Annotated in this window: 9 protein-coding genes and 1 riboswitch; of the genes, 3 read left to right on the top strand and 6 right to left on the bottom strand. The window is 37.6% G+C overall.

Annotated elements, in window-relative coordinates; all coding sequences use genetic code 11:
- Positions 1-131: 131 nt before the first annotated feature.
- The gene (locus AB3M96_RS10385; protein ID WP_412967534.1) at positions 132-824 is read right to left on the bottom strand and encodes a Crp/Fnr family transcriptional regulator; all 693 of its coding nucleotides are present in this window, start codon (positions 822-824) and stop codon (positions 132-134) included.
- Positions 825-1,246: 422 nt separating this feature from the next.
- Here AB3M96_RS10385 and AB3M96_RS10380 point away from each other — a divergent pair, with 422 nt between their 5' ends.
- Together AB3M96_RS10380 and odhB are read left to right on the top strand one after the other, a co-directional pair.
- Positions 1,247-4,084, top strand: a complete 2,838-nt coding sequence (locus AB3M96_RS10380; RefSeq protein ID WP_412967533.1) for a 2-oxoglutarate dehydrogenase E1 component — start codon at positions 1,247-1,249, stop codon at positions 4,082-4,084.
- Complete coding sequence (odhB, locus tag AB3M96_RS10375; RefSeq protein WP_412967532.1) at positions 4,081-5,349, top strand: 2-oxoglutarate dehydrogenase complex dihydrolipoyllysine-residue succinyltransferase; 1,269 nt, start codon at positions 4,081-4,083, stop codon at positions 5,347-5,349. Before AB3M96_RS10380 ends, odhB begins: the two co-directional genes overlap by 4 nt.
- 58 nt (positions 5,350-5,407) lie before the next feature.
- On the opposite strand, the gene gdhA is transcribed toward odhB, so the two are convergent.
- Positions 5,408-6,787, bottom strand: a complete 1,380-nt coding sequence (gene gdhA, locus AB3M96_RS10370) for an NADP-specific glutamate dehydrogenase (protein ID WP_412967582.1) — start codon at positions 6,785-6,787, stop codon at positions 5,408-5,410.
- A 160-nt stretch (positions 6,788-6,947) separates the two neighbouring features.
- On the opposite strand from gdhA, the gene gltC reads away from it, so the two are divergent.
- Entirely contained in the window at positions 6,948-7,853 is a 906-nt protein-coding gene (gene gltC, locus AB3M96_RS10365) for a glutamate biosynthesis transcriptional regulator GltC (protein WP_412967531.1), read from the top strand.
- Between the two features lie 35 nt (positions 7,854-7,888).
- Here gltC and AB3M96_RS10360 read toward each other — a convergent pair whose 3' ends face one another.
- The 4 genes from AB3M96_RS10360 to AB3M96_RS10345 form a co-directional block, all read right to left on the bottom strand.
- Entirely contained in the window at positions 7,889-9,532 is a 1,644-nt protein-coding gene (locus AB3M96_RS10360) for a thiamine pyrophosphate-binding protein (RefSeq protein ID WP_412967530.1), read from the bottom strand.
- A 128-nt stretch (positions 9,533-9,660) separates the two neighbouring features.
- On the bottom strand, positions 9,661-9,975 hold the full coding sequence (locus AB3M96_RS10355; RefSeq protein ID WP_412967529.1) for a DMT family transporter: 315 nt from the start codon (positions 9,973-9,975) through the stop codon (positions 9,661-9,663).
- A complete protein-coding gene (locus AB3M96_RS10350; RefSeq protein WP_412967528.1) occupies positions 9,975-10,316 on the bottom strand; it encodes a DMT family transporter in 342 nt (113 codons plus the stop codon). Before AB3M96_RS10350 ends, AB3M96_RS10355 begins: the two co-directional genes overlap by 1 nt.
- A 79-nt stretch (positions 10,317-10,395) precedes the next feature.
- A riboswitch (guanidine-I (ykkC/yxkD leader) is annotated at positions 10,396-10,493 on the bottom strand.
- A 77-nt stretch (positions 10,494-10,570) separates the two neighbouring features.
- Entirely contained in the window at positions 10,571-12,679 is a 2,109-nt protein-coding gene (locus tag AB3M96_RS10345; RefSeq protein WP_412967527.1) for a metallophosphoesterase family protein, read from the bottom strand.
- Positions 12,680-12,789: the final 110 nt, after the last annotated feature.

Here is a 12,789-nt window from a genome sequence, read left to right as displayed (position 1 = left end):
AAGATGTTAGATGGAGTTTGTCATTCAAAATGGGAATTGAGAGCCAAAACAAATAAAAACTGACTTGAAGTAATGCCAAGTCAGTTTTATCAGTTAAATATAACAAATGTTTTCAAACAGTCTCAAAAAACCTAATGCAATTTTGCCTTCTTTTTAAGTCCTTCTATATCGAGGATATGAATATCTCTTTGCCCGTGTAGCTCGATTAAGTTGTTCGATACAAATAATACGAGCTTACGACTAATTGTTTCAGGGGTTGTGCCTATTAAGGAGGCTAACACTTTTTTGGAAATAGGTAGAGTGAATTTGCCATCTTTCGCTTGCATGCGATTATTGAAAAGTAATAATACACTTGCGAGTCGTTGTTCAACTTCCATAAGACTTAACAAACTCATCCATTCGTCTGCTTGATATATGCGCTCATTTAAGGCTCTCATAAATCGTAGTGCCATTTTGTGATTGCGCTCTAATGTATTTAAGAAATCATGTTTGTGTATCGTATAGATGAGTGTATCGTTAATAGCAACTGCATTTGCATAGTGATTTTCGGTTTGCAACATAGCAGATTGACCAAAAAAGTCACCGGGAAAAAGCAATCTGACGATTTGTTCTTTTCCATCCTCTGCAACCTTCGTAATCTTGATTAAGCCTTCACTAATAAGGTAGAGTGTGTCAGATGACTCACCTTCTCTAAAAATCCATTCACCTTTTTGATACTCTTTTATTTGTGTTACCTTTTGGAGATCCTGTATTTCATCTTGTTGTAAACCTTGAAAAATAGGTACGAGACTAATATAACTTGGATCATGTGGACTGCTAATCATACAGAACACTTTTTACTCCTTTCGAATGCCCATTTTTATGCGGACTCATGTTGTACTTTTTAGTTTACCCGTCATTAAGAGTGAAGTTTATAGATGATGGGTGGACATGAAAAGTTTTAGTAGCTATAAAAAGGCTGATGGTTATACCATATTGTATTCAAAACGTTTTCATTATCGTGATAGTGAAAATTATTTAAAATTGATTTAAATCAAGGAATTTTAGTAATCTACTCTGTAATATAAGAATAACATATTTTCTAAAAATATTGACGAGTAAACGTCTTATTTTTTGGAGGAAAACGCTATTTTTTGAAATGTAAACGTTACAAAAAAATAGTATGTGGGTATAGTAATTAAAGTGTTAATTTTTACTAATTGTTTTTGTCTGAAAATAGACCATGTGATGTATGGAGGCTTTACGAATGAACAGTCAACAAATGAAAAATGTGTGGGAAACATTTTATGGTCCTAATATGGGATACGTTTTTGATATGTATGATAAGTACAAGGAAGACCCAAGTCTTGTAGACCCGTCAGTGAGGGCTTTATTTGAAGAACTTGGTCCGCCACCTACTGACGAAAAAGTAACGGAGTCTACGTCTCAGGTTGCTTCACCAGATATGTTTAAAAAGGTAATAGCAGCAAATAAGCTATTAAAAAATGTCCGTGCTTATGGACATTTAGCAGCTAATATCTACCCACTACGTACTAGACCAAAACCAGATACTAGCTATTTGGAAATTGATGCTTATAATCTTACAAAAGAAGACTTACAGAGCATTCCGGCATCTTGCATATGGGAAGAGGCTCCTGCAAGAATCGAAACAGCTTGGGATGCGTATCAATATTTGCGTTCAATCTATACACAAACAATTGCCTATGAGTTTGGACATATCCATGATGAACAAGAGCGAAAATGGCTTACTCAGCAAGTTGAACTAAATGGGGTAAACCTAAATCTTTCTAATTCGCAAAAAAAGGAACTTCTAGAACGCCTTATTCAAGTTGATGGTTTTGAAAAGTTCCTTCATAAAACGTTCGTTGGTCAAAAGAGGTTCTCAATTGAAGGACTTGATATGTTAGTGCCAATGCTTGAAAAGTTAATACAAGAAGGCTGTGAAGACGGCACAGATAATATTATGATTGGTATGGCTCACCGTGGGCGACTTAATGTGTTGGCGCATGTGTTGCATAAACCATATGAATTAATATTCTCTGAATTTCATCATTCTCCAAATAAGGAACTGGTTCCTTCTGAGGGTTCAAGAGGTATTAACTATGGATGGTCAGGTGACGTAAAATATCATTTAGGTGCCGATCGAAAGGTAAAGGGTTCTACTACTGAACATACAACACATATCAATTTAGCGAATAATCCGAGTCACTTAGAATTTGTTAACCCTGTTGTACAAGGAATTACACGTGCAGCTCAGGACACTACAGATAAAGCCGGCTATCCTGAACAAAATAAGCAAAAGGCATTTAGTGTACTCATTCATGGTGATGCAGCATTCCCTGGTGAGGGAGTTGTGGCTGAAACACTAAACTTGAGTAGATTAAAAGGATATGAAACTGGTGGAACGGTTCATATTATTGCAAATAACCTTGTTGGGTTTACAACAAATAATACTGATTCTCGTTCAACTCGTTTTGCGAGTGACCTTGCAAAAGGATATGAGATTCCGATTATACGTGTAAATGCTGACGATCCAGAAGCATGTCTTGCAGCAATCGCATTTGCATATCAATATCGAAAACAATTCCAAAAGGATATTCTTATTGATTTAGTAGGTTACAGACGTTTTGGCCATAACGAAATGGATGACCCAAACGTAACACAGCCACATTTATATAAGATGATTGCAGAGCATCCGGTAATTGCCGATAAATATGGAAAAACACTAGTTACCAACAGTACATTAACTGAAGCAGAACTAGCTCAAAAGAAAGATGAGTTTATGCAAAGCTTACAAGAAACCTATAATAGCTTTGTAGATAACGAAGAGCTCAAAAAACAGCAAGTACCAAAGGTATTGTCAGATATACCAGAGTTTGATACTTCAGTTCCAGTCGAAATTCTGCGTTCAATTAATAAGGGACTACTAAACTGGCCTGAAACACTAACTGTTTATCCAAAGTTAGAACGAATCCTAAAACGTCGTGAGAGCGCATTAGAGGAAGGAAACAAAGTTGATTGGGCACTAGCAGAGACTCTAGCATTTGCAACAGTCCTTTCTGAAGGAACTACAGTCCGCCTGACAGGTCAAGACAGTGAACGTGGTACGTTTGCTCATCGACATGTTGCAATAAATGATTATGAAACAAATGAAAAATATATACCTTTACACCATATACCGGAAGCAAAGGCGCCGTTCTCAATTTATAACAGCCCATTATCAGAAACAGCTGTATTGGGATTTGAATATGGTTACACTGTACAAAATCCTAAGGCGCTCGTTTTATGGGAGGCGCAATTCGGTGATTTCGTCAATGTAGCTCAACCGATCATTGATCAGTTTATATCAGCTGGTCGTGCAAAGTGGGGACAAAAATCTAGCCTTGTGATGCTTCTACCACATGGATACGAAGGGCAAGGTCCTGAGCATTCTAGTGGCAGACTTGAAAGATTCATTAATGCAGCAGCTGAAAATAACTGGATTGTCGCAAATGTAACAAGTGCAGCCCAATATTTCCATTTGCTAAGAAGACAAGCGTTACTTTCTGAAACTGACGAATCTAGACCATTAATTGTCATGACTCCAAAAAGTCTACTTCGTCATCCGCAAACAGGTTCACCAGTCTCTGAATTAACAAACGGTGCGTTTAAGCCGTTGGTAGAGCAACCAGGACTGGGTTCAGAAACAGAAAAGGTAACCCGTTTAGTGCTATGTAGTGGTAAAGTTGCGATTGACCTAGCAACAGAAGTAGCAGAATTACCTTCTGAAAAAACAGAGTCAATTCACATAGCAAGAGTGGAGCAGCTATATCCATTCCCGAAGAAGGAAGTACAAGAGTTAGTAGACAGATATCCTAATTTAGAGGAAATCATTTGGGTTCAAGAAGAACCTAAGAACATGGGAGCATGGCCTGCTATTCAATCAGTCTTAATCGAACACTTTGCAAAAGAAATCAAGATCGATTATATTGGACGACCAAAACGTTCAAGTCCTGCTACAGGGGACCCTGATATTCATAAACAAGAGCAAGCATGGATTATTGAAGATTCATTACGTATTAGTAAGGGAGGGGATCAGTTATGATAGAAATTAAGGTACCTGAATTAGCTGAGTCCATTACAGAGGGAACAATTGTAGAGTGGTTAAAAAAAGAAGGCGAATATGTTCACAAAGGTGAATCAATCGCTGAATTGGAAACAGATAAAGTTAATGTTGAAATAAACAGTGAATATAGCGGTGTGATTAAAGAGTTCTTATTTCAACCAGGTGATAATGTTGAGGTAGGGCAAGTAATTGCAAAGCTTGATGAGAGCGGTTCGGAAGCAAGTCAACCAGCAGCTGAAGAGGAAGCTCCAAAGGTAGAGGATGCACCTCAACCGAAGAAGGAAGAGAAACAAGTGGAGCAAGTAAGCAAACCTGAGGCAATCCAGGAAACAGGTAAGCAAGCTACTCCACCAGTAGCATCTCCTGCTGCTAGAAAAAGAGCGAGAGAACTAGGAATTGATTTAAACGATGTTCCATATAAAGATCCACTAGGTCGCGTACGTGTCGAAGGTGTAGAGGCATATAAGCAATCGATGGAACAAAGCAAACAAGCACCTGCAGCTAAAGCGCCTGTAGCACCAGCGCCTACTGCAACTGAAGATAATGTTGAGAGAATTAAGATGTCAAGACGTCGTCAAACAATTGCGAAACGTCTAGTTGAGGCTCAACATACTGCGGCAATGCTTACAACATTTAATGAAGTGGATATGACAGCTGTAATGAATGTTAGAAGCCGTCGTAAAGATGCTTTCTTTAAAAAGCATGGTGTCAAGTTAGGATTTATGTCCTTCTTTACAAAGGCAGTAATTGGGGCACTTAAGCAATATCCGTTAGTAAATGCAGAAATCCAAGGAAATGAAATTCTTCTAAAGAAATTTTATGATATTGGAATTGCTGTTTCTGCTGAAGAGGGATTAGTTGTTCCAGTAGTACGCAATGCAGATCGCTTAAGTTTTGCTGGAATCGAAAGTGAAATTGGCCGTTTAGCTGAAAAAGCTAGAAACAACACACTAGGTTTAGGTGATCTTCAAGGCGGTACATTTACTATTACAAATGGTGGAACATTTGGTTCCCTATATTCAACACCAATTATTAATGCACCACAGGTTGGTATTTTAGGAATGCATAAAATTCAAAAGCGTCCTGTTGTTGTAGATGAAAATGATACAGTTGAAGTTAGACCGATGATGTATATTGCCTTATCTTATGACCACCGTATTATCGATGGTAAAGATGCAGTAGGTTTCTTGGTAAAAGTAAAAGAATTATTAGAAGACCCTGAGGATTTATTATTAGAAGGGTGATTAAAAGGAAGAGCATCAACCAAGTTAGGGTTGATGCTCTTTTTTTATTGTATAGAGGTTAAATAACGCCTTGTGCAATCATTGAATCAGCGACCTTAATAAATCCTGCTATGTTAGCTCCAACCACTAAGTTGCCAGGGTGTCCGTATTCTTCTGCAGCCTTCATACTACGATTATAGATAGAACTCATAATTTCGTGCAGTTTTTGGTCTACTTCTTCAAATGACCAAGACAGGCGCATGCTATTTTGTGCCATCTCTAATGCAGAAACAGCTACTCCACCCGCATTTACGGCCTTTGCTGGGCCAAAAAGTACATGATTAGAAAGAAATACATCAATGGCTTCTAATGTGGATGGCATGTTAGCACCTTCAGCAACAGCCTTTACACCGTTTGCCACGAGAACTTTAGCTGCACATTCATCAATTTCATTTTGCGTTGCACAAGGTAACGCAATATCACAAGGTATAGACCAAATTCCAGAGCAACCTTCTGTATAAGTTGCAGTTGGATGTTCATTAATATATTCGCAAATTCGTTTCCGGTCAACTTCTTTTATTCTCTTAATTGTGTCTAGATTCAACCCATTTTCATCATAGATAAAGCCATTTGAATCACTACAAGCAACTACCTTTGCACCAAGCTGTGTAGCTTTTTCAATTGCATAAATAGAAACATTACCAGAGCCGGATACTACTACAGTGGAATCCACTAAGGAAAGGTTTTGATCCTTCAGCATTTCCTGTACAAAATAAACAGTCCCATATCCAGTAGCTTCTGTACGTGTTAAGCTACCGCCATATGTTAACCCCTTACCTGTTAAAACACCAGCTTCATAACTACCCTGCAACCTTTTGTATTGCCCAAACATATAGCCTATTTCTCTTGCTCCTACACCTATATCACCAGCGGGAACATCTATATCTTGCCCAATATGTCTACTAAGTTCGGTCATAAAGCTTTGAGTAAACCGCATAATTTCTCCGTCGGATTTACCTTTTGGATCAAAATTAGATCCGCCCTTTCCTCCACCAATAGGCAAACCAGTTAGGGAATTCTTGAAAATCTGCTCAAATCCAAGAAATTTAATAATGCTGGAATTTACAGACGGATGGAAACGTAACCCACCTTTAAAGGGGCCAATTGCACTATTAAATTGAACACGGAATCCTCGGTTTACACGTGGTTTTCCTTGGTCATCAACCCATGGAACTCTAAAGGTAATCATTCGTTCGGGTTCTACGATTCTTTCCAGGATATTATGCTCAATATATTTGGGATGTTTTGCAATAACAGGAATGAGTGATATTAGGATCTCTTTTACTGCTTGATGAAACTCATATTCATGGGGATTATTTTGTTTTACAGCTTCATATACGTTATTCACATAGTCAACCGCAATATGGTTTGCTGAGTTAGTAAGTGTCTTCTCTAAGATTGCCAATGGTACATTCACCCTTTCATAACACGTCTGTCCGAACAAGTAATAAAATTTTTAGACTTCTAGTTAGTAATATTTTATAATGTAGAAATAATCTAATCAATCTACATAATAGATAAGATTCATGCCGAAATGAGATGAATGGAAGTGAAGCGTAATGGAGTTACGACAAATCATGTATTTTATTGAAGTAGCTAAGCGAGAGCACGTAACAGATGCCGCCACTACACTGCATGTAGCACAGTCTGCAGTAAGCAGGCAGCTTGTAAATTTAGAAAAAGAGCTTGGCGCTGATTTGTTTATACGACAAGGTAGGAATGTAAAATTAACTCCAGTCGGTAAAATCTTTCTTGAACATATGGAACATGCATTAAAGGTAATCGAAAATGGAAAGCGAGAGGTAGAAGAATATTTAGATCCACAGAAAGGTATGATTCGAATTGGATTTCCGAGTAGTTTGGCTTCGTATACCATGCCTACAGCCATTTCTGCATTCCGAGAACGCTTTCCTCATGTGAAATTTAATCTAAATCAAGGGTCGTATCATTCATTAGTAGAAGGTGTCATAAATGGTGAGTTTGATATGGCGCTAATAGGACCAGTACCGATGAATGAGAAAAAGATAAAAGGAAGTGTACTCTTTACAGATCATATAGTAGGGTTGCTGCCAAATACACATCCTTTTGCGAAGAGAGAATCATTGTATCTAAATGAATTAGCGGAGGATTCATTTGTATTGTTTCCCGAGGGATATATTTTACGAGATATTATCGTAAATGCATGCAAACAGATTGGATTTAATCCTCAAATATCATTTGAGGGAGAGGATATTGATGCAATTAAAGGACTAGTATCGGCAGGCTTAGGAATAACGCTTATACCTGAAATTACTCTAGTGGATAATATCCCTCGCTCAACGGTTAAAATTCCAATAGTAGAACCAAATGTAACTCGTACTGTAGGAGTTATTATTCCAAGTGAAAGACAGTTACTTCCTACCGAGAAGTTATTCTACGAGTTTCTTAAAGAGTTTTTTGGCATGCTTGATAGGTTTCAACGATAATTTTTAATCAAAAGGTACCATTTCGTAATGGTACCTTACTTTGTTTCGGGATGGACTACAGGAGCTGTTTCTATTGCGATTAGGGTAGGGCCCTTATGTGACAACGCTGTTTTTATTGTTTCATCTAATTCATCTTCACTTTTTACGGTGTAGCCCTTCCATGAACAGCCTTTAGCAATCATTGCGAAATCAGGGTTGGTTAAATCAGTCCCGTATGGTTGATTGCCACTTACAACCATTTTATCTTTCTCCATTTGCAAAGCGTGGTTATTAAATACAATTACTTTTATATCTATTTGGTATCGAACAGCTGTTAATAAATCAGCCAACGTCATTTCGATTCCGCCATCACCTACAATTGCTACTACTTGCTGTTCGGGAAAGCATAGTTTTGCTGAAAGTGCTGCCGGTAGTCCATAACCCATTGTTCTCCACTCACCAGAAAAAAGGATAGATTGTCCTTTTGAACGGAAGTTTCTATTAAACCATACTGTAATATCGCCGGTATCTAGGGCAATTATTGCATTCTTTTCTACATGGTTTTCGATAGACCTAACGATTCGGGATGGATGGATGGGTTGCGTTGTTTGTAATCCTTCTTGCTCATTTTCTACATCCCATTTCCTTTTTACTTCATGAAGCTGTGTTACCCAGCTTTCATTTTTTGTATGGTCCTGTAACCCTTCGATTAACAACGGAATAGTAGATTCTGCTTTGCTATAGATACCTAGTTCGACTGGAATTCCTTTTGCTATATTCTCTTTAACTGCATCTATTTGTATTACCTGAGCATTTTCGGGAACATATCCCTCTGGCCACCATGAGTTTCCAACTAATAAAACGACATCAGATTGTTTAAATAAGTCCTTTGCATAAGGGTTTCCACCTTGGCCAATTCCACCTAGTAATAATTCATAGGAATCATCAAAGTAGCCTTTTGCACCTAGACTTACAAGTATCCCTGCTCCCCATTTAGAAGCAAGCTCCTTAATTTGAACAACAGCATTCATTGCTCCCAGACCAGCTAAAATCATTGGTTTCTTTGCACTTTTCATTATTGTTATAGCACGACTTCCGTCTTTGAATTGAAATGGTGCAGACCCTTCCAAAATGTCAGTTCTGTTTTTCGGATTAGCTGAAGTAGCCAATGCAAACATATCCTTAGGAATGGATAGATGACTTACGGCTCCTTTTGCTTCAGAAGTATTCATTGCCTTTACTAATACATCTGTAATTGAATTAGGATGAGCGAGTAAAGTTGTATATTCAGCAATAGGTTTTATTAATTCTTGCTGATCAATATATTGTTTATAATCTGTACCTATCTTCTTGGTAGGAGCTTGTCCTGTAATTGCTAGTACAGGTGTTTTATCCATATATGCATCACCAAGACCATTAATAAGGTTTCCTAGTCCAGGTCCCATTGTTGCAAGGCATACACCTATTCTTCCAGTTAATTTAGCTTCTGCAGAAGCCATCATCGCTGCGACAGATTCGTGTTTTACTGCAATAAACTGAATAGTTTCTTGTTTTGCAAGCTCATCCATTAAATCAATAATGGCGTCACCAACGACACCATATATTCTTTTAACTCCCCATAAATTGAGTTGTTCTAATAGTATACTTGCAACTGTCTTTGATGATTGCTGCATATTTTCCATGACTGTTAACTCCTTCACTGTAAGTTACAACCTTTATGTAGTATTTCCTCGGAAATAGGGGATATTTGTTAGATATTGTTGAAAAAAAGGCTAACTATATTGTTAGCCTTAACATAATAGATACAAATATGTGTGTCTTCTTACCATTATTCTACAACTTTCAATCCAACCGTTGCACCAATTATTAACGCGATAAAAAAGATTCGTTTCCATTCTTTTGGTTCTTTATATAATATCATTCCTAAAATGGCCCCACCAGAAGCACCGATACCAGTCCAAACAGCATAAGCAGTTCCCATTGGTAAAGTCTTCATCGCTAGGCTAAGGAATAGAAAGCTTCCGCCAAAGGATAAAAGTAACAGAACTAATGATTGCCAGTTACGATGAGTATGAAGTCTGTTAATCAAAACAACCCCAGTCATTTCAAAAAGTCCGGCAATAATAAGAAAGAACCAGTCCATTATGATTGAACCTCCTTCTCTGTTTCCTCTTTTGTAACGAGCTTTAGGCCAATTACACCAATAAGTAATAAGAGGATGAAAATCATCTTTTCAGGATTAAAAGGTACATTAAAAAAGATCATTTCAGATAGTACAGTACCTACTGTCCCTAGTCCAACAAAGACAGCATAAACGGTTCCAACGGGAAGATACTTTCCTGCCGCTATAAGCATATAAAAGCTTATATAAATTGATATTGCCGTCCCTGTCCAGTCAAGGATACTATCAGCATGTTTTAATCCAATTACCCAAAAGACTTCAAAAAACGCAGCAAAAAGGACCTTTAGCCATTGTATATTCACTATTTTTCCCCCATTCATATTAGTAGTATATACGGAATAAAAGCAAAAAAAGCCTAGAGAGATTATATCGAATCATACAATCTCCCAGGCTTTTGTCCCTCCGTGGCATAGCATTATGCTATGTGTCTTCTCTCGGACCAGGCCAGTTAAAACTGCGGAACCCTAGAAAACAAATTTATTAAGTTAAAACCATTATACACAAATATTGATTCTTATTAAAGTGGTAGGTAGTGGTTACTATGAAGAACCGTTACCTATTTGCTTGTTGATCCTTTCATTAGTTCAATTTCATTGTACGTTATGGTCCGATCATGTTGTAACAAGAAGTTCTGAATAGAACTTGGAGTAAGACGAAGAAGACCAATATTGTTATCAGTTTCAATTATAGTACTCTTATCACCAGTCAAATACCGTATTTTTTCTTGCCAGGTAAAGTTAGATGGACATGGAGTATCTTTAGATTGTGTGATTAGATGAAAAGTATCATCACTGTAGCGATTAATTTCCTTGTTCCTTCTCTTACCAGCATTTAAGGTAACAACTGCTTTCATAATAGCACCCCAAAAACCGGAAAAGCTCATGTTGTGTTGAGGGCTACTTGTAAATTGGTGAATACGTAGCTTTTCTCCAGTTTGAAACGTAACATTTGAACGTACAGCAGAGGCATAATGAACATCACCGGATAGTATAATGCAGTCACTTGGGTTCCAATCCTTAAATTGATTTAGTAACTCTGTGAATCCTTCCCCATTATATTTCCAGGCTTCGAAGTCAAAGGTGCTATTTGCACGGACACCGACTATTTTCAAAGGGTAAATATACTGATGGAGGAATGATTCAATAAGCCCAATACCGTAGACAGGTGCTGGAGATACAATAATTAGAGGATCTCCTTTTTTCCATAGGCTATTTATTAAGCAATTGGTTATTGTTTCCCAGCCATGCCTTCCTATTAATTTTGGAGGTCGATCTTTTTCCTCGATTGTTCTTCCTAACTTGACAGGGAGGGGATTGTGGTCAAAGGCACGTTGTGTTCGAGTATCAAGGAAGATAGAGGTCGGATTGGTAGGGGCAACAAAGTTCCATGCATCATACTCCAAAAGCTGTTGTTCCCATAAATCATGTACACTTGATTGTAGATTGTAAGATTTGAAGTATTTTCCCAAGTTTCGTATAAAGAGAGAGTGGAAACTATCAGGATCATTACCCCAGCCTTGGAATAGCCAATAAGCTGAAAGACCATTTGTAATGATGTGCCTTCCTAAATTAGAAGAATGGACACTCTTTTTCCAGTCATAACTAAGGTTCCAATCATCTGTAATATCATGGTCGTCAAATATCATATAAGTTGGGATATTTGCTAGTAACCGCCTAACGTTAGAAAGAGTTTGATAGGTTTTTTTTACGTCCTTTAGATGTTCTTCATACCGTTTTTGATGTTGTTCAAGCTCACGCTTTTGTTCATCGTCTTGACCTTCTTTTTCATCGTATACGAAATATACGTTATTATTCTGTAAGGTCTCTTGAAAGGTTGGAAACTGTTGGTCATCTAGCCATGCGTCCCATAGCTGAGGAGACCAACTCAAGAGATAGAGAGCGGAGTATTCTCCCATTGTCATCGCATGGTTATGAGCATGACTAGAGGTGAAACGACAAAAGCGTTCCATGATAAATTGTCTTCCACGTATTTGTTCAATTGATTGTGTAAAAGGAATGTTGTTGAGGCGAGAATCCAAAGTGGCCAGATTTTCCTTTTTGCCAATTAACATTTTTCCAGCCTCAACCATAAGTGGAAAAACTGGATCCGGAACATCATCTGCATAAATTTGATCTCCGACTAAAAAAAGAGCATTTGGTCTTTCACCTAGTACATTAAAGGTTGTAGCTAACTTCTTATCTGATGTACTAAGGGCATCCGTTCCTTTTCCATGTAGCTTTCGACAAGAGCCATAAAGAATTTGAGAATCAATTTGCCCAGGTATATAAAAACTCGGATAAACTAGGTTTCCATAAACAATGGAATTAGGATTATTTGGATTTAAGAGGTCAAAGTCTTGTAAATCAAGAATTGTTGTACCAGATTTAAAGAATAGATTATAGCCTATTAGAAGATCTGTCGGAAACATACCACTTCTAGGGGTAACCTTTATTAGACTAATATATAATTGTTTACCAGCCCGAATGGTAGTGGTTTCGGATTGGCAATCTATTTCAGTATAGTTAATTGTTGATTCGTCATTTTCTTCAATCGTGTAAAGGGTTGCTCCCAGATGATATCTTTTTCGAAGGGCAATCCATATATAGACGCATGAACGTTCGACTCTTCGGAGAATGGGTCCAGCTAATATTGTTGGTAAATTCATTAGTAGTTCACCATCCCATTTTCACTTTTTCTGTATACTATTCATTTCAGAGGAAACCGTGAAAATTGCCTGTATATAGATTTGGGATGATAAAGCTTGTTTAAGTAAAT

The organism is Ferdinandcohnia jepli, from assembly GCF_047246645.1.
In the GTDB taxonomy this organism is placed as follows: Bacteria; Bacillota; Bacilli; order Bacillales; family Bacillaceae_L; genus Ferdinandcohnia.
The sequence above is the reverse complement of the archived record's forward strand: the minus strand, read 5'-3'. Positions and strand labels throughout refer to the sequence as shown.